This window comes from Conyzicola sp. (assembly GCF_046714715.1).
GTDB lineage: Bacteria > Actinomycetota > Actinomycetes > Actinomycetales > Microbacteriaceae > Conyzicola.
The window spans coordinates 1-20323 of the sequence record NZ_JBKKAD010000112.1; the positions used below are offsets into that span (position 1 = coordinate 1).

General features: G+C 68.2%; 18 protein-coding genes. 10 read left to right on the top strand and 8 right to left on the bottom strand.

The genetic code is table 11. The features are described 5' to 3' along the window. Positions 1-205, top strand: a 205-nt coding sequence (locus ACLQ6X_RS08795; protein WP_411699794.1) for a nitroreductase/quinone reductase family protein, incomplete at its 5' end; no start/stop codon positions are given. A gap of 279 nt (positions 206-484) precedes the next feature. Here ACLQ6X_RS08795 and glnA read toward each other — a convergent pair. After that, positions 485-1909, bottom strand: coding sequence for a type I glutamate--ammonia ligase (glnA, locus tag ACLQ6X_RS08800; RefSeq protein WP_411699795.1), 1425 nt, complete (start codon positions 1907-1909; stop codon positions 485-487). A 136-nt stretch (positions 1910-2045) separates the two neighbouring features. On the opposite strand from glnA, the gene ACLQ6X_RS08805 reads away from it, so the two are divergent. After that, complete coding sequence (locus tag ACLQ6X_RS08805) at positions 2046-2483, top strand: RDD family protein (RefSeq protein ID WP_411699796.1); 438 nt, start codon at positions 2046-2048, stop codon at positions 2481-2483. A 359-nt stretch (positions 2484-2842) separates the two neighbouring features. Here ACLQ6X_RS08805 and ACLQ6X_RS08810 read toward each other — a convergent pair whose 3' ends face one another. Next, positions 2843-3553, bottom strand: a complete 711-nt coding sequence (locus ACLQ6X_RS08810; protein ID WP_188509524.1) for a DUF4191 domain-containing protein — start codon at positions 3551-3553, stop codon at positions 2843-2845. Between the two features lie 130 nt (positions 3554-3683). Here ACLQ6X_RS08810 and ACLQ6X_RS08815 point away from each other — a divergent pair, with 130 nt between their 5' ends. After that, positions 3684-5216 (top strand): protein kinase domain-containing protein, encoded by a 1533-nt coding sequence (locus ACLQ6X_RS08815; protein ID WP_411699797.1) that lies wholly within the window; start codon positions 3684-3686, stop codon positions 5214-5216. A gap of 7 nt (positions 5217-5223) precedes the next feature. Here ACLQ6X_RS08815 and sucB read toward each other — a convergent pair whose 3' ends face one another. From sucB to ACLQ6X_RS08830, 3 genes are all read right to left on the bottom strand, one after another. Continuing rightward, positions 5224-6777 (bottom strand): 2-oxoglutarate dehydrogenase, E2 component, dihydrolipoamide succinyltransferase, encoded by a 1554-nt coding sequence (gene sucB / locus ACLQ6X_RS08820; RefSeq protein WP_411699798.1) that lies wholly within the window; start codon positions 6775-6777, stop codon positions 5224-5226. Between the two features lie 99 nt (positions 6778-6876). Further along, on the bottom strand, positions 6877-8250 hold the full coding sequence (gene lpdA / locus ACLQ6X_RS08825; protein ID WP_411699799.1) for a dihydrolipoyl dehydrogenase: 1374 nt from the start codon (positions 8248-8250) through the stop codon (positions 6877-6879). A gap of 95 nt (positions 8251-8345) precedes the next feature. Next, positions 8346-9842, bottom strand: a complete 1497-nt coding sequence (locus ACLQ6X_RS08830) for a leucyl aminopeptidase (RefSeq protein ID WP_411699800.1) — start codon at positions 9840-9842, stop codon at positions 8346-8348. A 105-nt stretch (positions 9843-9947) separates the two neighbouring features. Here ACLQ6X_RS08830 and ACLQ6X_RS08835 point away from each other — a divergent pair, with 105 nt between their 5' ends. The 6 genes from ACLQ6X_RS08835 (at position 9948) to ACLQ6X_RS08860 (ending at position 16587) form a co-directional block, all read left to right on the top strand. Then, positions 9948-10874, top strand: a complete 927-nt coding sequence (locus ACLQ6X_RS08835; RefSeq protein WP_411699801.1) for a proteasome assembly chaperone family protein — start codon at positions 9948-9950, stop codon at positions 10872-10874. A 50-nt stretch (positions 10875-10924) separates the two neighbouring features. Then, positions 10925-12259, top strand: a complete 1335-nt coding sequence (locus tag ACLQ6X_RS08840) for an MFS transporter (RefSeq protein ID WP_411699802.1) — start codon at positions 10925-10927, stop codon at positions 12257-12259. 153 nt (positions 12260-12412) lie between these two features. Next, on the top strand, positions 12413-13795 hold the full coding sequence (locus ACLQ6X_RS08845; RefSeq protein ID WP_411699803.1) for an RNA polymerase sigma factor: 1383 nt from the start codon (positions 12413-12415) through the stop codon (positions 13793-13795). Positions 13796-13799: 4 nt separating this feature from the next. After that, positions 13800-15068, top strand: a complete 1269-nt coding sequence (locus ACLQ6X_RS08850; protein WP_411699804.1) for a MurT ligase domain-containing protein — start codon at positions 13800-13802, stop codon at positions 15066-15068. Then, on the top strand, positions 15065-15814 hold the full coding sequence (locus ACLQ6X_RS08855; protein ID WP_411699805.1) for a type 1 glutamine amidotransferase: 750 nt from the start codon (positions 15065-15067) through the stop codon (positions 15812-15814). Before ACLQ6X_RS08850 ends, ACLQ6X_RS08855 begins: the two co-directional genes overlap by 4 nt. A gap of 35 nt (positions 15815-15849) precedes the next feature. Then, positions 15850-16587, top strand: a complete 738-nt coding sequence (locus ACLQ6X_RS08860; protein ID WP_411699806.1) for a ParA family protein — start codon at positions 15850-15852, stop codon at positions 16585-16587. Here ACLQ6X_RS08860 and alr read toward each other — a convergent pair. Genes alr through ACLQ6X_RS08875 form a run of 3 tightly spaced genes read right to left on the bottom strand, consistent with a single transcriptional unit; the run spans position 16580 to position 18733 of the window. Next, entirely contained in the window at positions 16580-17710 is a 1131-nt protein-coding gene (gene alr / locus ACLQ6X_RS08865) for an alanine racemase (protein WP_411699807.1), read from the bottom strand. The two genes, ACLQ6X_RS08860 and alr, sit on opposite strands and share 8 nt — an antisense overlap. Further along, on the bottom strand, positions 17707-18471 hold the full coding sequence (locus ACLQ6X_RS08870) for an alanine racemase (protein WP_411699808.1): 765 nt from the start codon (positions 18469-18471) through the stop codon (positions 17707-17709). The genes alr and ACLQ6X_RS08870 overlap by 4 nt, the downstream gene beginning before the upstream one ends. Positions 18472-18499: 28 nt before the next feature. Next, on the bottom strand, positions 18500-18733 hold the full coding sequence (locus ACLQ6X_RS08875) for a hypothetical protein (RefSeq protein WP_411699809.1): 234 nt from the start codon (positions 18731-18733) through the stop codon (positions 18500-18502). Between the two features lie 235 nt (positions 18734-18968). Here ACLQ6X_RS08875 and ACLQ6X_RS08880 point away from each other — a divergent pair. Next, positions 18969-20323 (top strand): ATP-binding protein (locus ACLQ6X_RS08880; RefSeq protein ID WP_411699810.1); only part of this gene is annotated, 1355 nt, incomplete at its 3' end.

Below are 20323 nucleotides of genomic sequence, written 5' to 3' on the forward strand. Positions count from 1 at the left end.
CTACAACGTCGTCGCGCACCCGCACGTCGAACTGCAGGACGGTGCGCACAAGCGCGACTACCTCGCCCACGAGGCGCAGGGGGAGGAGCGTGACCTGTGGTGGCGGCGGGCGGTCGCCGCGTACCCCGACTACGCCGCCTACGCGCTCAAGACGCAGCGCCTCATCCCGCTCTTCGTTCTGGAGCCGTTCGACCCCTCCGCCTGAACAATCACCCGCGGTTTACACCTCGCAACTCAGGCAGAAACGGTAGAGCCTGACCGGGAGCCCAGTAACGACGCGGCCGGCCTCGCCGGCGACGGGATTCTGCCTGAGTTGCGAGACAAGGCGTGGTCCGTGATTCCGGACGAACCGGGGCGCGGGCACCTCCGACGCGCGGTAACCCGCGGTAGGGGCGGCGGCCCGGCGCATCCGCCCTGAATCACGAACCGGCCCGACGCAGAAAGGCCGCACCCCCGAGGGGATGCGGCCTTTCGTCAGCGAGGTCTAGACGCTGTAGTAGAGCTCGTACTCGAACGGCGTCGGACGCTGCGCGGCCGGGATGATCTCCTTCTCACGCTTGTACGTGATCCAGGTCTCGATCAGGTCGTTCGTGAACACGCCACCCGCGGTGAGGAACTCGTGGTCGGCCTCGAGTGCCTTGAGGGCATCCTCGAGCGATGCGGGAACCTGCGGGATGTTCTTGGCTTCCTCGGGGGGAAGCTCGTAGAGGTCCTTGTCGACGGGCTCGTGCGGCTCGATCTTGTTCTTGATTCCGTCGAGGCCGGCCATCAGCTGTGCGGCGAAGGCGAGGTACGGGTTACCGGAGGCGTCGGGCGCGCGGAACTCGATGCGCTTGGCCTTCGGGTTCGTGCCCGTGATCGGGATGCGGATCGAGGCCGAACGGTTACCGGCCGAGTAGACCAGGTTCACGGGGGCTTCGAATCCGGGGATGAGGCGACGGTAGGAGTTCAGCGTCGGGTTCGTGAACGCGAGAACGGCGGGGGCGTGCTTGAGCAGGCCGCCGATGTACCAGCGCGCGATGTCGCTGAGTCCGCCGTAGCCGGCCTCGTCGTAGAAGAGCGGCGTCTCACCGTTCCACAGCGACTGGTGGGTGTGCATGCCCGAGCCGTTGTCGCCGAAGAGCGGCTTCGGCATGAACGTCGCCGTCTTGCCCCACTGCTCGGCGGTGTTCTTCACGATGTACTTGAACTTGAGGATGTCGTCGGCCGCGTGCACCATCGTGTCGAAGCGGTAGTTGATCTCGGCCTGGCCGCCGGTGCCCACCTCGTGGTGGGCGCGCTCGAGGATGAGGCCGGCGTCGATCAGCTTGAGGCTGATGTCGTCGCGCAGGTCGGCCTGCTTGTCGACGGGGCTGACGGGGAAGTAGCCACCCTTGAAGGGCGTCTTGTTGGCGAGGTTTCCGCCTTCTTCGACGCGGCCCGAGTTCCAGGCGCCCTCCTCGGAGTCGACCGAGTAGAAGCTGGTGTTCTGCTTCACTTCGTAACGCACATCGTCGAAGATGTAGAACTCGGCCTCGGGGGCGAAGAACGCGGTGTCGGCGATGCCGGTGGAGACGAGGTACTTCTCTGCCTTCTTCGCAACCTGGCGCGGGTCGCGGGCGTAGATCTCGCCGCTGCGGGGGTTGTAGATGTCGAAGATCATGATGAGCGTGCGCTCGACGCGGAAGGGGTCGAGGTATGCCGTCGTAACGTCGGGGATGAGCTGCATGTCGGATTCGTGGATCGACGCGAAACCGCGGATCGACGAGCCATCGAAGAGCTGGCCGACGGAGAAGAACTCCTCATCGACGGTGGACGCGGGGATGTTGAAATGCTGCTGCACACCGGGGAGGTCGGTGAAGCGAATATCAAGGAACTTGACGTCAGTGTCCTTGATGAACTTGAGCACTTCGGAAGAATCACTGAACATGTGAGGAACTCCAATGAGCTTGGTGCGGGGTGGACTGCGTTCGCAGCCACTGTCGAGGGTAGAGGTAAGGCATTTCGCCGGGGTGACACAATTGTTTCCGGCGTGTTACGAGCGTATTCCAGTTTAGGATTATCGGATGCCGACTCAGCCACACCCCGCCACAGATTGGCCGGGAAAGCGACTCGGTCTTCCCGAACGCGGCCCCCGGTCCATCGCCCGGGCGCCCCGCCGGCTGGTCGCGGTCGCCCTCGACTGGGCCATCGCCACGACGCTCTCGGTGATCTTCTTCACGCCCGGGGAGACCGTGCTCGAGCGCCTCGGAGCATCGAACCCGACGGCCACGCTCATCGCTTTCGCCGTGCTGCAGGTGCTGTTCATCCCGACCCTGGGCGGCAGCCTCGGGCACTTGGCTCTCGGCATGCGCGTCGTTCCTCTGACGACCGGCTGGATCGGCGTGCTCAAGCCGGTCATCCGCACCGCGCTGCTCTGCCTCTTTATCCCCGCCGTCATCTGGGACCGCGACCAGCGCGGCATGCACGACCGCCTCGCCGCGACCGTGCTGGTGCGCCGCTAGCCTCGCCGCCCCACGCCCGCCACTCCCGCCACTCCTGCCGCTCCTGGCACTCCCGCCGCTATGTCGGAAACTCAGGAGATGCCGTCGATGGCGTTTCGTGCTCGCCCGTATTCCCGCGTGCCCTCGGGCAACTGGCGACGCCGATTCCTGAGTTTCCGAAACTCGGGCCTGGTTTCCGAAAACGCGGGCCTGGGAGGGGCGCGCCGTGTTCGTGATTCAGGGCGGATGCGCCCGCGCTCAGGCCGCGCATGGGTTACCGCGCGTGGCCGGTGGCCTCGCCCCGGTGCATCCGGAATCACGAACGACGACGACGAGAAAAGGCCCCGTTCCTGTCGGAACGGGGCCTTTCTGCGAGGCGACTAGCGCGGTCGGCTCGAGCGCACCTTGAACGGGTCGATTCCCTTGGGGATCGGCAGCTGGTTCTTGCCCAGCGAATTCAGCCGGTTGCTCACCGCGAGGATCTCTGGCTTGCGCAGCGCGGTCTTGAACTTGTTCAGGCGACCGGCGAGCTTGTGCAGCGGCACCGACTCGGGGTCGGGGCCGACGTAGACGAAGTTGACGGGCACGTTCGGCAGCATGCGCACGACCGAGCGGCGCTCGTCGTCGAGCATGCGCTGGGTGCGGCTGCGCGGGCCCTCGCCGATGAGCACGATGCCGCCGCGGCCGACGGCGCGGTAGACGGCGTCCTGGGTCTTGGGGCTCACGGCGACGGGCATCTCGCTGGCTGCCCAGCCGCGGCGTAGCGAGCTCTTCAGCACGGCACCCACGGCGCCGGGCTGGCCGGCGATCTGCGAGTAGGCGGCCTTCTCGGCGCGGCGACCGAGAACGATGAGGAAGGCGAGCAGTCCGCCGAGCAGGCCGGCGATGATGAACAGCACGAAACCGATGATCTGGTCGGTGGGGTTCGAGAACAGGAACGCCAGCGCGACGCCGAGCAATACCGGAAGCAGGAATGCGAGGGCGAGGTACCAGACGGCCAACGAGTCGTAGCGCCGGGTCATCTGCAGAACCTGCCACATCTGCTTGATGCGGCCTGGTTCCTTGTTCGGGTCTTTTTTGGTGCGTGCCATGGGTATAAGGATACGGGCAGATCAGGGCGGCGAAACGTCACCCTGTCCTCCACCGTTGCGCTGCCAGCGATAACCTCACGATTCGGATGCCGCTCCGCCGTCGCGCAGGATCCCGCGGCAGGATTTCGGTGTGCGCAGACACCGACGCGAGAACGCTTCCGTCCGTCCGACCGGCGAGCGGCCGGCATCGGCGGTCGCCGAGCACCCGGTGGTGCTGGGTCTCGGCGGGATGCTCGCCGAGCCCGGACGGCAGCTCGCCGGGCAGCAGCGTGCCGGGCAGCAGCGTGCCGGGGGCTACCGGCTGGTGCGTTCCCTCGGCGAGGGGCGTTCGGCGGTCGTGCACCTCGGCTACGCCGACACCGTGGCAGACGACGAGCCCCGCCGAACGGCGGCGGTGAAGGTCTACCGGCCGGGGGTGACGCCCGAACGTGTCGACGCGGAGGTCTCTGCACTTGCCGCGGCCGCGCATCCGCACCTGCTGCGCCTCGTCGATATCGCGACGGCGCCCGGCGCACACCCGTGCCTCGTGCTCGAACGCTGCGCGGCCGGCACGCTCGCCGCGCTCGTCGCCAATCGCGCGAGCCTGGCGGCCGGGGAGGCCGTCACGATCCTCGCGCCGCTCGTGGCGGCGGTCGAGGCACTGCACGCCGCGGGGTTCGTGCACCGCGACATCCGGCTGTCGCGTGTGCTGTTCCGGGCGTCCGGCGCCCCTGTTCTCGCCGGCCTCGGGCACGCGGCGGGTATCCCCGCACTCCTCTCGCCCGCTGCCCTCGCGGCGCACCCGGCGGTGCTCGACGACCGCGCCCAGCTGGCACGGCTGGTCGACGCCGTGCTCGAACGGGTCGACGATCCCGGCGCCCGAGCGGTCGAGTCGTGGCTCGGGCAGACGCCGACGGCCACCGACGATTTCTGCGCCCGGCTCAGCGACGCGCTATTCGACCTCGCAGAGGCTCAGCCGGTGCGGCTGCGCGACGACGGCGAGCCAGCGGTGCGGCTCGGACAGCCGCGCCGTCCGGCCACCGTCGTCGTCGACAATGCCGAAACGTCGTCGACCGTGAAGGCACGGATCCTCGCCGTGGCCCGCGCCATGCCCGCCCACGCCCGCGGCGTGCGTCGGCCCGTCTGGATCGCCGCCGGGGGAGTCGCCGTGAGCCTGCTCGTCGCCGCTCTCGCGATCCCGACCGGCGACACCGCGGCCGAGCCGGATGAGCGGGAGCGCGCACCGTCGACGGGCCCGAGTGCGGAGACGGACCGCACCGGCGGCACTGGTGACACGGGCGGCGACCCGCTGCCAGACGACCCGCTGCCAGACGACCCGCTGCCCGGCGACGTGGTGCTCGGCGACGACCCGGTCGCGGCGATCGTTGTGCTGCTCGACGAGCGCGACCGTTGCCTGCGCGAGATCTCGGTGCTGTGTCTCGAGGCCGTCGCCCAGCCGGGGTCGGCCGCGATGGAGCGCGACGTCGCCGTCGTTCGCGCCTTGCAGGCGGGCGGGGAACAGTCCGCGGATGACACGATCACCACTGAGGGCGCGGTGGTGGTCGAGCGGCTCGGCGACTCGGTGCTGCTCGACCTCGGCGACATGCCGGAAACGCAACCGGCCTCGGCCCTCGTGATGAGGGGCGAGGCCGGTTGGCGGATCAGGGACTACCTGGACGACTGAAACGGGATCAGACGCCGAGCACTCCGGCGAAGTCGCCGCCCTCGAGGCGGTTCTTTACCGCGACGAGGAAGCGGGCCGCGTCTGCCCCGTCGACGATGCGGTGATCGTACGACAGCGCCAGGTAGACCATGGAGCGGATCGCGATCGAGTCGACGCCGTCGTGGGAGACGACCACGGGCTTCTTCGCGACGATGCCGGTGCCCAGGATCGCGCTCTGCGGCAGGAACACGATCGGAGTGTCGAACAGCGCGCCACGCGAACCGGTGTTGGTCAACGTGAACGTGCCACCGGCCAGCTCGTCGGGCTTGAGCTTGTTGTCGCGAGTGCGGGCTGCGAGGTCGGCGATCTGGTTGGCGATGCCGGCCAGGTCGAGCGACGCGGCGTCCTTGATGACCGGGGTCAGCAGGCCGCGCTCGGTGTCGACGGCGATGGAGATGTTCTCGTGAGCCGGGTAGACGATCGTGTCGCCGTCGATCGTCGCGTTGACGATCGGGTACGCCTTGAGTGCCTCGGCCGCGGCGAGAGCGAAGAACGGCAGGAAGGAGAGCTTGACGCCCGCCTTCTCGTGGAAGTTCGCCTTCACCTGGTCGCGGAACGCCGCCACCTTGGTGACATCCACCTCGACGACGCTCGTCAGCTGTGCCGACGCCTGCATCGAGATGACGGCGCGCTCGGCGATGACCTTGCGCAGTCGCGACATCGGAACCGTGGTGCCGCGCAGCGGCGAGGTCTCGAGGGCCGGGGCGGCGGCCGCGGCGGGAGCCTCGGTCGGCGCGGCGACGACGGCTGCGAGAACGTCCTGCTTGCGGATGCGTCCACCGACGCCGGTGCCGCTGAGCGTCGACAGGTCGATGCCGCGGTCGTTCGCGAGCTTGCGCACGATCGGAGTCACGTAGCCGGCGTTGGCGGTGAGCGCCGCGGCGGCTGCCGGAGCCGAGGCGGGTGCGGCCGCAGGTGCGGGCGCGGCTGCCGGAGCGGGAGCTGCGGGAGCGGGAGCTGCGGGAGCGGGAGCTGCGGCGGGCTCGGGAGCCGCGGCAGGCTCGGGAGTCGACGCGGGCTCGGGAGCGGCCTCGGTGGGTGCGGACTCGGCCTCGGCTGCCGGAGCAGGGTCGACGGGTTCGGGCTCGGGCGCCTCGGAGACTTCGTCGGTCTGGCCCGGGGCGGGAGCCTCGGTGGACGGAACCTCTTCGGGAGCTGCGGATGCCGCGGGGGCGGCGTCTTCGGGCTGGGGAGCCTCGACCTCTGCCTCTGCCTCAGCGGGAGCGGCCTCGGCCGGAGCTGCCTCGGCCGGAGCGGCGGGCGCCTCGGGCTCGGCGGGGGCCTCACCCGATCCGATGGTCACGAGGGCGGTGCCGACCTCGACAGTCTCGTCCTCCTGAACCAGGATGGCCTCGATCACGCCCGCGACAGGCGACGGGATCTCGGTGTCGACCTTGTCGGTCGAGACCTCGAGCAGAGGCTCGTCGACCTCGACGCGGTCGCCCACTTTCTTCAACCAGCGGGTGACCGTGCCCTCGGTAACACTCTCGCCGAGTGCCGGGAGGTTGACGGATTCGCTCATCAGGGATGCTCCTTAGTAACCAAAATCTTGTTCTAGCCAGCTTAGTTCTGAGTCACGCCGGATTAGCGTGGCTCGCTTGATTCTTGGGGTACGCGATTCTCAGATCGCGTGCAGCGGTTTTCCGGCCAGCGCGAGGAAGGCTTCGCCGAGAGCCTCGTTCTGGGTCGGGTGCGCGTGGAGGAGCGGGGCGATGTCTTCGGGGTAGGCCTCCCAGTTCACTGCGAGCTGGGCCTCTCCGATGAGTTCGCCGACGCGGGCGCCGATCATGTGGACGCCGACGATGGGTCCGTCGTTGACCCGCACGACCTTCACCGAACCGGCGGTGCCGATGATGTGGCTCTTGCCGTTGCCGGCGAGGTTGTAGTCGTACGACGTGATCTTGTCGGCACCGAACTTCTCTGCGGCCTTGGCCTCGGAATAGCCGATGGATGCGACCTCCGGGTCACTGTAGGTGACCTTCGGGATGTTGAGGTCGTCGATCACGATGGGCGCCAGTCCCGCGATCTCCTCGGCGACGAAGATTCCCTGCTGGAATCCGCGGTGTGCGAGCTGGAGTCCGGGAACGATGTCGCCGACCGCGTACACGCCGGCAACGCTCGTTTCCAAGCGCTCGTTGGTGATGACGAAGCCGCGGTCGACGGTGACGCCGGCCTCCTCGAAACCGAGATCGGCGGTGACCGGTCCGCGGCCGACGGCGACGAGCAGCAGCTCGGCTTCGAAGGTCTGTCCGTCTTCGAGAGTGACGACGACGCCCTGGTCGTTCTGGGTCACGCTCTGGAAGCGCACACCGAGGCTGAAGTTGATTCCACGCTTGCGGAAGGCGCGCTCGAACTGCTTGCTGATCGCTTCGTCTTCGTTGGGCACGAGGTGGGGGAGGGCTTCGACGATCTGAACGTCGGCGCCCCAGCTCTTCCAGACGCTGGAGAACTCGACGCCGATGACGCCGCCGCCGAGCACGATGACCTTCTTCGGCACGAAGTCGAGCTCGAGGGCCTGCTCGGAGGTGATGACACGTCCGCCGATCTCGAGGCCGGGGAGCGAGCGGGAGTACGAACCGGTCGCGAGAATCACGTTCTTGCCGGTGATCACGTCGTCGCCGACCTGCACGCTGTGCGGGGAGACGAGGCGGCCGGCGCCCTCGATCACGGTGATGCCGCGAGCCTTGATCAGACCCTGGAGTCCCTTGTACTTGCTGGAGACGATGCTCTGGCGGTACGCGGTGACGGCCGAGATGTCGATGCCGCCGAACTCGGCGGTCACGCCGTACTTGGCCGACTCGCGGGTGACGTCGGCGACCTCCGCCGAGTGCAGCAGCGCTTTCGTCGGGATGCAGCCCACGTGCAGGCAGGTTCCACCGAGCTTGTTCTTCTCGATGAGGCCTACGGACAGTCCGAGCTGACTCGCGCGAAGCGCGGCTGCGTAGCCACCGCTTCCGCCGCCCAGGATCACAAGGTCAAAATTCTGTTCCGACACTCGGCAACTCCCTTGGTGTTTCAAGATGTGAGACGGCTCGCACGCTGGTGTGCGCACGACCGCAGGGGGCGGAATTACCCGCCCTTACGACTGTACTACGAGCGCGAAAAGTCCTCTGCCACGGCGATCAGTGTTCGCACAGTTACGCCCGTCGCGCCCTTGCCGGTGAATCCGTAGCCGCCCGCGGAGTTGTAGGACGGACCGGCGATGTCGAGGTGGGCCCACGGGATCTGACGCTTCTCGGCGCCCTCGCCGGTCGTGCCGACGAAGTCGCGCAGGAATGACGCCGCGACGAGCATTCCCCCTGCGGTGTTGCCCGGCTTGACATTGGCGATGTCGGCGATGTCCGAGTTGAGCAGTGCGCGCATCTCGCCGGGGATCGGCATCGGCCAGAAGGGCTCGCCGGCGCCCTTCGCGGTCGCCACCACTTTTTCGACGAACTGCTCGTCGCCCATCACGCCCGTGGTGCGGAGCCCGAGCGCCACGACCTGGGCGCCGGTGAGGGTCGCCACGTCGATGATCGCGTCCGGGTTCTCTTCGCTCGCCGCGACGAGGCCGTCGGCGAGCACGATGCGGCCCTCGGCATCGGTATTGAGATTCTCGACGGTCTTGCCGCCGTAGAGGCGCACGACGTCGTCGGGCCGCGTCGCGGTTCCCGAGGGCAGGTTCTCGGCGATGCACATCCAGGCGGTCAGTCGCACGGGCAGCTTCAGGTCGGCCGCCGCGACGACGACGGCCATCACCGTGGCCGCGCCCGTCATGTCGGTCTTCATGGTGAGCATCGACGCGGCCGGCTTGAGCGAGAGTCCGCCCGAGTCGAAGGTGATGCCCTTGCCCACGAGGGCGAGGTGCTTTTGAGCGCCCACGGGGTTGTACGAGAGCTTGACGAGACGGGGCGGACGCGAGGAGCCCTGGCCCACGCTGAGGATGCCGCCGAAGCCGCCCTCGGCGAGCGCCTGCTCGTCGAAGACGGTGACGTCGATGTCGGCGTGCGCCGCGTGTGCCACCGCTGCTGCCGCGAGCGTCTCGGGGTACAGGTCGCGAGGGGGTGCGTTGACGAGGTCGCGCACCGTGTGCACGGCGGTCGCGATCGTTGTTGCACGTGCCACCAGGTCGGACTGCGAGCCGTGCGTGCTCGCGACGATGATCGTCGCGGCAGGCACCTTCGTCGACTCGAGCGTCGACGACCGGTAGGCGGTGTAGGCGTAGGCGCCGAGCGCGGCGCCCTCGAGTAGGGCGAGCACCTCGTCGTCGTCCGCGGCGGGCAGGGCGATCACGAGCGAATCGATACCCCGCAGCTGGCGGGCGGCCGTGCCGCTCGCCGCGCGCAGAGCATCGGCGGTGAGAGCCGCGCTGCCGACCCCGACGAGCGCGATACTCGCCGTCGCCCCTGCCGCGAAGGGAAGCCGGGTGATCTCGTCGACCGCACCGGTGACACCGATGGCAGCGAGCGACTCCTGCAGCTCGAGCACTTCGGGGAGGTCGCACAGCAGCGTGGGTCCCGCCTCCGACGAGGCGACCGCGACGACGAGGATGTCGGCGGCGATGGAGAGGACGGGTTCGGGGGAGACGCTCAGCGCCGCAACAGTCATTGACTCATCGTAACCTCGCGCTGCTGCGGCGCTGTTCGCTGTGAGCACCACCCGGCGCACCCGCGACACCCGGCGGCGCGTGAACCTCGCTATTAGAGTGGATGCATGCGCGATCCGGCTGGCCTCTACGACCTCTCTATCGATGTCTCCGACGTGCCCACGGGGCTCCACCTCGTCGCCGCTCTCACCGGATTCGCCGACGCCGGTGCCGCCACCACCCAGCTGAGCGACTACCTGCTCGACACCCTCGATACCCAGACGGTCGTGACGTTCGACAACGACGAACTGCTCGACTACCGTGCCCGCCGACCGCTCGTCTACTTCGACCACGATCACCTCAGCGACTACACGCCGGCGGCCCTGGCGGTCTACCTCGCGACCGACGAGGTGGGCCAGCCCTTCCTCCTTCTCACGGGGTATGAGCCCGACTTCCAGTGGGACCGCTTCACCGCGGCAATCCTCCAGCTGGTCGACCTCTTCCAGGTGAAGACGACCACCTGGGTGCACGCCATCCCGATGCCGGTGCCGCACACGCGATCGATCGGCGTGACCGTGAGCGGCAACCGTGGCGAACTCATCGAGTCGATGTCGGTGTGGAAGCCGCAGACCCAGGTGCCCGCGAACGCGCTGCACCTCGTCGAGTACCGGCTCCAGGAGTTGGCTCACCCCGTCGCCGGCTTCGTGCTGCTCATCCCGCATTACCTCGCCGATACCGAGTTCCCCGTTGCAGCGGTCACCGCGCTCGAGAGCGTGAGTGCGGCTACCGGGCTGATCTTCCCGACCGACCGGCTGCGCGAAGACGGCCGGGAGTTCATAGCGAAGATCGACGGCCAGGTAGAGACGAATCAGGAACTCGGCAAGCTCGTGGGCACGCTCGAAGAGCGCCACGACAGCTACATGCTCGACAACCCGCTGCGGTCCCCGCTCACCGACATCGACGGCGAACTGCCGAGCGCCGACGACATCGCGGCCGAACTCGAGAACTTCCTGGCGCTTCGCCGCTCCGGCGACGACGACCCGCTGCGCTCGTAGCGCCACCCCGCCGCGCGGGCGTCCACTTCACCGGGCGGTACTCTGAATCAATGAATTCGCGCAGATCCTGGCTTGTCTTCGGGGTCTCCGTCTTCGCCTATCTCATCGCGGTGATGCAGCGCAGCTCGCTCGGTATCGCCGGAGTCGACGCGACGGAGCGGTTCGACGTGCAGGCCGCGGCCCTGTCGAGCCTCGCCGTCGTGCAGCTCATCGTCTACGCCGGGCTGCAGATACCGGTCGGCGTGGTGCTCGACCGGCACGGCCCGCGCGTGCTGATCGCTACGGGCGCGGTGTTGATGATCGCGGGCCAGGTCACACTGGCCCTCGCGCCCACGATCGGGGTGGCGATCCTCGGGCGCATCCTCGTCGGCGCCGGAGACGCGATGACGTTCATCTCGGTGTCCCGGCTCATCGCGTCGTGGTTCAGCGGTCGCGCTCTTCCGCTGCTGTCGCAGGCGATGGGCACGACCGGTGCCCTCGGCCAGGTGCTCAGCGCGATCCCTCTCTCCATAGTGCTGCACCAGTTCGGCTGGGAGCCCGCCTTCCTCAGCGCGGCCGCCCTCTCCGTTCTCGCGTTCGTGCTCGTCATGCTCTTCGTGCGCAACGCCCCCGCGGGCACGGTGCCCGTCGAACGGCCGGGCGGATGGCCGGCCGCCCTGCACCAGTTGCGGGAGAGCCTCGGGCGGCCGGGCACGCAGCTGGGCTTCTGGTCGCACTTCGTCACCCAGTCACCCGGTGCCGTGCTGACGCTGCTCTGGGGATTCCCGTTCCTCTCCGTGGGCCTGGGCTACGGCGCGACCACCGCCTCCCTCTTCCTCACGCTCATCGTGGCCGTCGGCGTCGTGGCCGGCCCGCTGCTCGGCATTCTGAGCGCGCGCTACCCGTATCGCCGCAGCAACATCGTGCTCGGCATCGTGCTCGCGATGGGGGTCGCCTGGGCGACCGTTCTGCTCTGGCCGGGGGAGCCGCCGGTCTGGGTGGTCGTGCTGTTGCTCGTCGTCGTGGCCATCGGCGGCCCGGGCTCGCTCATCGGCTTCGATTTCGCGCGAACCTTCAACCCGGCGCGCAGCCTCGGCTCGGCGAGCGGCATCGTCAACGTGGGCGGCTTCCTCGCCAGCTTCGTCATGATGCTGCTCGTCGGGCTGGTGCTCGACGTGATCGACCGGGCCAACGGGGGCTCGGGCTCACCGGCCGAGCTCTACTCGCTCGAGGCGTTCCGGGTGGCGTTCCTGGTGCAGTTCCCGGTGGTCGGGCTCGGGGTGGTGTTCCTGCTACTCGCCCGGCATAGAACCCGCCGTCGGCTGCACGAGGAAGAGGGAATACGCGTGGCCCCCCTTTGGGTTGCATTGGTCAGGGGTTGGCGTCGGCGTGGGAACCGAACGTAACCTCGCCGTTTGTCAAGTGATGCGGCCAACTCGTGCAATAATTGTTCTAAGACCCGTTCAGGTTCCGTTAGTTCGCCGCTTCGTTTCGTAGCGCGGTGAAGAAGGACTTGACATGGGTCTTAGTACTGCCCGAAAACCCTGAAAGGTGTTCTAATGGCAACCAGAACAAAGACCGCTGAGCTCGTTGAGAGCACGGACGCGGAGCAGGTCAAGGTAGACGCTGCCCCCGCGAAGACCGCGGCGAAGAAGACTCCCGCGGTGAAGAAGCCTGCCGCCGCCAAGACGGCGACCGCTGCGGCCGCGAAGAAGGCGCCCGCGAAGAAGGCCGCCGCCGCCGGAACCAAGCCTGCCGCCAAGCGCAGTGCGAAGGCCATCGATCCCGAGGGTGAAGAGCCGACCGAGCCCGTAGACGGTGATGACGAAGACGACGAGGTCGTCGTTGTCGTAGCCGATGTGGTCGAGGGCGACGAGGTCAAGGAAGTCGCCGACGACGCCGAAGACGACGACGCCGAGGCGAAGAAGTCCACCGGCAAAGACGAGGCCCTGCCCACCGGCGCCCTCGTCATCTCGATCGCCGACGAGGAAGACGACATCCCCGTCTACTCGTCCGCGATCACCGGAGCCACCGCCGACCCCGTCAAGGACTACCTCAAGCAGATCGGTAAGGTCGCTCTGCTCAACGCGGCCGAAGAGGTCGAGCTCGCCATGCGCATCGAGGCCGGCCTGTTCGCCGAAGACAAGCTCTCGCAGATGAGCGACGCCGAGAAGAAGTCGCAGCTCGGCCGCGAACTCATCTGGGTCTCGAAGGACGGCGCTCGTGCGAAGAGCCACCTGCTCGGCGCCAACCTGCGCCTCGTCGTGTCCCTCGCCAAGCGCTACACCGGCCGCGGAATGCAGTTCCTCGACCTCATCCAAGAGGGAAACCTGGGCCTCATCCGCGCGGTCGAGAAGTTCGACTACACCAAGGGCTTCAAGTTCTCCACGTACGCCACCTGGTGGATCCGCCAGGCGATCACCCGCGCCATGGCCGACCAGGCCCGCACCATCCGCATACCGGTGCACATGGTCGAGGTCATCAACAAGCTCGCCCGCGTGCAGCGCCAGATGCTGCAGGACCTCGGCCGCGAACCCACGCCCGAAGAACTGAGCCGCGAGCTCGACATGACCCCCGAGAAGGTCATCGAGGTGCAGAAGTACGGCCGCGAGCCGATCTCGCTGCACACCCCGCTCGGTGAAGACGGCGACAGCGAGTTCGGTGACCTCATCGAGGACACCGAGGCCGTCGTCCCCGCCGACGCCGTGGGCTTCACCATGCTGCAGAAGCAGCTCGAGAGCCTGCTCGACTCCCTTTCCGAGCGTGAGGCCGGCGTGATCCGCATGCGCTTCGGCCTCGGCGACGGTATGCCGAAGACCCTCGACCAGATCGGCGACACCTTCGGGGTCACGCGCGAGCGCATCCGCCAGATCGAGTCGAAGACGATGGCCAAGCTGCGTCACCCGAGCCGGTCGCAGTCGCTGCGCGACTACCTCGAGTAAACACGTGCGCATCGCAGCCGCCATCCTGCTCGGCAGGATGGCGCGGTGGGCCACGCGTCTGCGTGGCGGCGGCTCCGCTGTGCCCGGCCGGGTGCTGCTGGCCGTCGCGCCGAACGCCCTCGAGCGTGCCGTAGAGAAGATGCCGCTCGGCGTCGTCTTCGTCTCCGGCTCGAACGGCAAGTCGACGACGACCAACATGCTCGTCGGTATCCTGCGCGCCCACGGCGTCGACGTGTTCAGCAACCCGTCCGGCGGAAACCTGCCGCAGGGCATCGCCTCCGCGCTGCTCGCCAGCATGCCGCTCGACGGCCGCCTGCGCGAGCAGATCGCCGTTCTCGAGGTCGACGAGGCCTACGGGGTCAACCTGGCGAAGGTGCTGCGCCCCTCCAGCGTGCTGCTGCTCAACGTGCAGATCGACCAGCTCAACCGCTTCTTCGAGCCCGACCGCGTGGTGAAGATGCTCGCGACGATCGCGAACGCCGCCGACGCCCACGTCGTGGTGAACGCCAACGACGACAACCTCGTGGCGGTGGCGGCCGGGCTGAGCGGCGGCGCTGAGGTCAGCTACTTCGGTGTCGATCCCGCGCTGCTCAGCGGATCGCCGAACGGTCTCGCCAACGCCCAGAGCTACGCTGCGAAGCCGGATGCCGCGGCGCCCGTCGCCCGCGTCGTGGTCGATCGGCTCTCGGGGGTCGATTCGACCCTGTCGATCGCCGGCTCCGAGGTTGACGTGCGGCTTCCCGCGCGCGGCCTGCACTACGCGGTCGACGTCGCCGGCGCCGCTGCCATGGCGGAACGCCTTCTCGGCGCGTCGTTCCGACCCGAGCTCGTGGCATCCGCAATGCTCGCCCTCGATACCGTCTACGGCCGGGGCGAGATCCTCACCTACAACGGCGAGGACATCGAAGTCATCATGATGAAGAACCCGCCGAGCCTGCAGCTGAACCTCGACTACCTCGACGAGGCGCCCGAGCAGCTGTTCGTCGCGGTCGACGAGGGCACCCCCGACCCGTCGTGGATGTACGACACCGATTTCAGCCACATCGACCACGTCGACATCGTGTCCGGCACGAAGGCGTGGCAGCTGGCCACCCGGTTCGGCTACGGCGCGATCCCGGTGGGTACTGTCATACCTGAGTTGAAGCCGGCGCTCGAGACGTTCCTCAAACTGCCCGCTCCCGCCCGCGGCACCAAGACCATGATCGTCAACTACGAGCAGATGATGCTCATCCGCAAGCTGCTCGGCTTCCTCGAGTTGGAGAACGCACCGTGACCCGCTCGCTGACCATCCTCTCGCTCTACCCGCGCCAGCTCGGCATCAACGGCGACTCGGGCAACGTGCTCGCGCTGCGGGTGCGCGCGGAGGCCTGTGGCATCGACGTCACCGTGGTCGAGCACAACGTCGGCGACACGCTCCCCGACGACGTCGACCTCGTGCACATCGGATCGGGTCCGCGCACCGCGCAACTCGCCGTGCAGGCCGACCTCGCCCTCATCACTCCGCGGCTCGCGGCGTGGAAGAACGCGGGTGTACCCGTCGTCGCGATCGCCGGGGGCTGGCAGTTGCTCGGTTCGTCGATAGTGGATGAAACGGGCGAGCGAATCCCCGCGGCCGCACTCTTCCCGACCACCAGCACCCTGGTCGCCCAGCGCGCCGTGGGCGAGATCGTCGTCTCGACCGAGTGGGGAACTGTCGCCGGTTTCGAGAACCACGGCGCCATCACGACCCTCGACGCGGGCGCGTCGCCGTTCGGCACGGTCACGGCCGGCTTCGGCAACGCGGGCGCCGCGTCATCCGCGGGGCTCGGAATCGAGGGAGTCGTCGACGGCGCGAGCATCGGCACGCACCTGCACGGTCCGTTACTGCCGATGAACCCCGCGATCGCCGACCGGCTGTTGCGGGCTGCACTCGAGCACCGCGGTCTCGATGGGGCGCTCGAGAGCAGCGAACGTCTCGCCGCGATCGACCTGGCCGCCTCGAACAGCCGCGCCGCGATCGCGAAGCGGCTCGGGCTCTAGTCCCGGAGGCTGGCCACAGTCGATAGCCTGTAGCCATGAGAGTCGTCGCGGTCTACAGCACCAAGGGCGGCGTGGGTAAGACCACCGCGGCCGTCAGCCTCGCCTACGAAGCATCGCGCGACAACCGCGTGCTGCTCTGGGATCTCGATCCGCAGGGGGCGACCACGTTCATCCTGCAGGTGAAGCCCAAGCTGCGCGACGGGGTGGACGCTCTCGTGAAGGGTAAGACCTCTCTGCACCGTGCGATCCGCTCCACGGCCTACGAGGCAATCGACGTGCTGCCCGCCGACGACACCTACCGCGAGCTCGAGCATTTGTTCGACGCCGCGAAGAAGCCGACGCACCAGATCGCCCAGGTGCTCGAGCGGATGGCCGACGACTACGACGTGGTGATCCTCGACTGCCCGCCCGGCTCGTCGCTCGTCGCCGAGAACGCCGTGTACGGCGCGGATGTCGTGGTCGTGCCCCTGGTGCCCTCGCCGCTCTCGCTGCGGTCGCTCGACCAGGTGTTGCACGTCGTCGCGGAGTCGAAGCGTCCCGTGCCGGTCATCGGGTTCCTGTCGATGGTCGACCGCCGCAAGACGGCGCACCGCGCTGCGGTGGAGCGGCTCGCCGCGCACCGCCCCGAGGTCAGCGAGGTGGTCGTTCCCGCTTCGGTGATCGTCGAGCGCATGGGCTACGAACTGGCGCCGGTCGGCGTCTACGCGCCCCGCTCGGACGCGGCCGTCGCGTATCGCGACCTGTGGAAACTGGTGAACGCGCGGGTCAGTTGATGTAGAGGCGCGGGACGCGCGGCGCCACGCTCGAGACGATCTCGTCGCCGATGCTGTCGGCGTGCGCCGCCCACTCTTCGGCCGTCGGCTCGCCGCGCTCGGCGCTGCCGAACACGACGACGGAATCGCCCGCCGCGACCTCGAGGTCGTCGGCGTCGACCAACATGCGGTCGACGCCGAGCGACACGATGCGCCGACGCTCGCCGCCGAGCAGTACCTCGGCCCGGTCGGCCGCGGGGGACTGCACACCGTCTCCGAAACCGACCGCCACGAGGGCGAGCCGAGCCGGCTCGGCCAGGTTGTACTCGAGGCCGCCGAACCAGCCGTGGCCGGCGTCGAGGGGGGAGACCGCGATCACGGGCGCGCTGAGCGTCATCGGCGCCTCGAGCCCGAGGCCCCGTCCGTCGACATCGTCGAACGGCGAGATGCCGAACGCGGCGATGCCGAAGCGCACGTAGTCGAAGCGGGCCCGCGGCATCCGGAGGCCGGCCGAACTCGCGGCGAGGTGCAGCTTCTCGAACTTCGCGCCCAGAGATTCCGCCACCTCCACCGCGATGGTGAACTTGGCCAGCGCGATCTCGTCGTCGGCCGTCGAGGCGTCGGCGAGGTGCGACCACGCCCCGTAGACCTCGAGGAACCCCTGCGACTCGAGGTGCAGGGCGGTCGAAACGAGCTCGGGCCAGTCCTGCGCAGAGGCGCCGTTGCGGCTCAGGCCGGTGTCGATCTTGAGGTGCACGCGCGCGGGAACCCGGGCGCCGCTCTCGGCGATGGCCTCCAGCTGCCAGACCGCCGACACACCCACGTCGATGGTCGATTCGGCCGCCGCCTTGAAGTCGGTGTCGCGGCCGTGCAGCCAGGCGAACAGCGGCACACCGATGCCCGCGGCGCGCAGTTCGAGTCCCGCGCTCACCTCGAGCACGGCGAGGGCCGTCGCGCCCGCCTCGAGCGCGGCGAGGGACATCGGAAGCATGCCGTGACCGTAGGCGTTCGCCTTGACGGCCAGCATGACCTCAGCGGGAGCCGCGGTCGCGACGAGCAGCTCGACGTTGCGGCGGAAGGCGGCGAGGTCGACGGTCGCGACGGCACCGATCGACACGGTGCCCGGTTCGACGGTGCTGGTCATGGGGTGTACGTCCTCACGATGCGGCACCCGAGACCGGCGGTGAGGGCGAGCGGCGGGCGCCGGGTGCGCAGTCCCCACTCGATCGCGGTCGGAGCCCCGAGCGCGGCGTCGCCGAAGACGGTTGCGATATCGCCCGGTTGCGCCCGGGCGGTGCCGATATCGAGCACGAGTTGGTCCATGGCGATGCGCCCGACCACCGGGTAGGTTTCGCCGGCCAGTTGAGCGGAGGCGGTGTTCGACCCGAGTCGGGGAACACCGTCGGCATACCCGATCGAAACGAGTGCGATCGAGGTGTCGGTGGGCGCGCGGTAGGTGTAGCCGTACGAGACGCCGGTGCCGGCCGCGACGGTCTTGACCGCGATGACCTCGGCGGTGAGCGTCATGACCGCCGTGGTGCGGATGCCGGCGGGGGAGGCGAGGCCGTAGACGCCTGCACCGAGGTCGCGGCGGGCTGCGTCATCCTGAGCGTCTGTTCCGTCGCCGAGAGCCCGGATGTCTGCCTCGCGCGCGCTTTGCGCCTCGCCGTCGCGAAGCGGAGACCAGATGTCGGCGCCGACGCCGCCGTCGCGCAAGACGAGTGCCTCGGCAAGGCTCGACACCCGGAAGGCGGTGATCGCGGCGGCCTCGGCGGCGAGCGCGACCTCGACGAGGCCGTGACCATACGCCGACGCCCTCAGGTCGACCAGTGGCTGGTCGACACCGAGGGCGCCGGAGAGAAGTTCGAGGTTGTGGGTCAGCGCGGCGAGATCAATGCTCGCCACACGTGTGGCCCTACTGATGATGGGGGTTTCAGTTGCGAGAGGACTCGACCAGACGGTCGGACTCGTCGTGCCAGTGGAGAGCGGTCGCAGACAGCTTCTCCTTGAACTCAGCACCGTGGTGTGCGCAGAACAGCAGTTCGCCGCTCTTCATCGTGACGCGCACGTAGGCTTGGGCTCCGCAGCTGTCGCAACGGTCGAGTGCGGTGAGCGTGTACACAGGCTCAAGCTCGTCAACGTTGTTCTCTGTGGCGATCTGAGACATGTGTTGCTCCTTCGGGCGTATTCACGAACTGATTCCGTGTATCTATACAATCACGCCGTTGTTACGGCGGTGCGACATTTACCGTGTATTTCGCTGAACGCGTATGACTTACCCAGCCTGATGGGGCGGAGGGTGTCGGAGCGCTGTCGTCGGCGCGTGATTCAGTAGTCTTAACGACGGCCCGGGCCCGGTTTGTTCCCGCGTGCCGAAATTGCACTATTTATAAGGAGTTCCCGTGGCGGGATCGGATTACTCGGCGAGACACCTCTCCGTTCTCGAGGGGCTCGAAGCCGTTCGGAAACGCCCCGGAATGTACATCGGCTCCACCGACTCGCGCGGGCTCATGCACTGCCTCTGGGAGATCATCGACAACTCGGTAGACGAGGCGCTGGGCGGGCACGGCACCGAGATCAGCGTCATCCTGCACAAAGACGACAGCGTCGAGGTGCGCGACCGCGCCCGCGGCGTGCCCGTCGACATCGAGCCGAAGACCGGGCTGAGCGGGGTCGAGGTCGTCTTCACGAAGCTGCACGCGGGCGGCAAGTTCGGCTCGGGCTCGTACGCGGCCTCGGGTGGACTGCACGGGGTGGGCGCATCCGTCGTCAACGCCCTGTCGGCGCGTCTCGACGTCGAGGTCGACCGCGACGGCAAGACCTACGCCATGTCGTTCCACCGCGGCGAACCCGGAAACTTCGCCGACACCGACGGGCCGAGCCCCGACTCGCCCTTCACCCCGTTCATCTCGGGCAGCGAGCTCCGCGTCATCGGCAAGGTGAAGAAGGGCGTCACCGGCACTCGAGTGCGCTACTGGGCCGACCCGCAGATCTTCACCCGCGGCGCCGCATTCCAGACCGAGGAGCTCACCGGGCGTGCGCGCCAGACGGCCTTCCTAGTTCCCGGACTAGGCATCGACATCACCGACGAGCGCGGTGATGAGCCGACGAGCGAGATGTTCCGGTATGCGGGCGGCATCTCGGAGTTCGTCGACTTCCTGTCGACCGACGCCCCGCTCACCGACACGTGGCGGCTGCAGGGCGACGGCACCTTCACCGAGACCGTTCCTGTGCTGCAGGAGACCGGCGCCATGGTGCCGACCGAGCTGACGCGCGACGTCGAGGTCGACATCGCGCTGCGCTGGGGCACCGGGTACGAGACCGTGTTCCGCAGCTTCGTCAACATTATCGCGACCCCGAAGGGCGGAACGCACCAGGCCGGCTTCGAGGCGGGCCTGATGAAGTTCCTGCGCCAGCAGGTCGAACTGAACGCGCGCCGCCTCAAGGTCGGCAACGACAAGCTCGACAAAGACGACATCCTCGCCGGCCTCACCGCCGTGCTGAACGTGCGCCTGCCCGAACCGCAGTTCGAGGGCCAGACCAAAGAGATCCTCGGCACACCCGCGGTACGCAACATCGTCGCGAACGTCGTCGCGAAGGCCATGGCCGAGCGGTTCTCGTCGACCAAGCGCGACGACAAGGCCCAGTCGGCCCTCGTGCTCGACAAGATCGTGGCCGAGATGAAGTCGCGCATCTCCGCGCGCACGCACAAGGAGACGCAGCGTCGCAAGAACGCGCTCGAGAGCAGCTCGCTGCC

Bases quoted from the DNA above. Each gene is read 5' to 3' on its own strand.
- ACLQ6X_RS08830 (WP_411699800.1), bottom strand. From the start codon at position 9,842: ATGACTGTTGCGGCGCTGAGCGTCTCCCCCGAACCCGTCCTCTCCATC.
- ACLQ6X_RS08805 (WP_411699796.1), top strand. From the start codon at position 2,046: ATGCCGACTCAGCCACACCCCGCCACAGATTGGCCGGGAAAGCGACTC.
- ACLQ6X_RS08810 (WP_188509524.1), bottom strand. From the start codon at position 3,553: ATGGCACGCACCAAAAAAGACCCGAACAAGGAACCAGGCCGCATCAAG.
- sucB (WP_411699798.1), bottom strand. From the start codon at position 6,777: ATGAGCGAATCCGTCAACCTCCCGGCACTCGGCGAGAGTGTTACCGAG.
- ACLQ6X_RS08875 (WP_411699809.1), bottom strand. From the start codon at position 18,733: ATGTCTCAGATCGCCACAGAGAACAACGTTGACGAGCTTGAGCCTGTG.
- ACLQ6X_RS08835 (WP_411699801.1), top strand. From the start codon at position 9,948: ATGCGCGATCCGGCTGGCCTCTACGACCTCTCTATCGATGTCTCCGAC.
- alr (WP_411699807.1), bottom strand. From the start codon at position 17,710: ATGACCAGCACCGTCGAACCGGGCACCGTGTCGATCGGTGCCGTCGCG.
- ACLQ6X_RS08860 (WP_411699806.1), top strand. From the start codon at position 15,850: ATGAGAGTCGTCGCGGTCTACAGCACCAAGGGCGGCGTGGGTAAGACC.
- ACLQ6X_RS08845 (WP_411699803.1), top strand. From the start codon at position 12,413: ATGGCAACCAGAACAAAGACCGCTGAGCTCGTTGAGAGCACGGACGCG.
- ACLQ6X_RS08840 (WP_411699802.1), top strand. From the start codon at position 10,925: ATGAATTCGCGCAGATCCTGGCTTGTCTTCGGGGTCTCCGTCTTCGCC.
- glnA (WP_411699795.1), bottom strand. From the start codon at position 1,909: ATGTTCAGTGATTCTTCCGAAGTGCTCAAGTTCATCAAGGACACTGAC.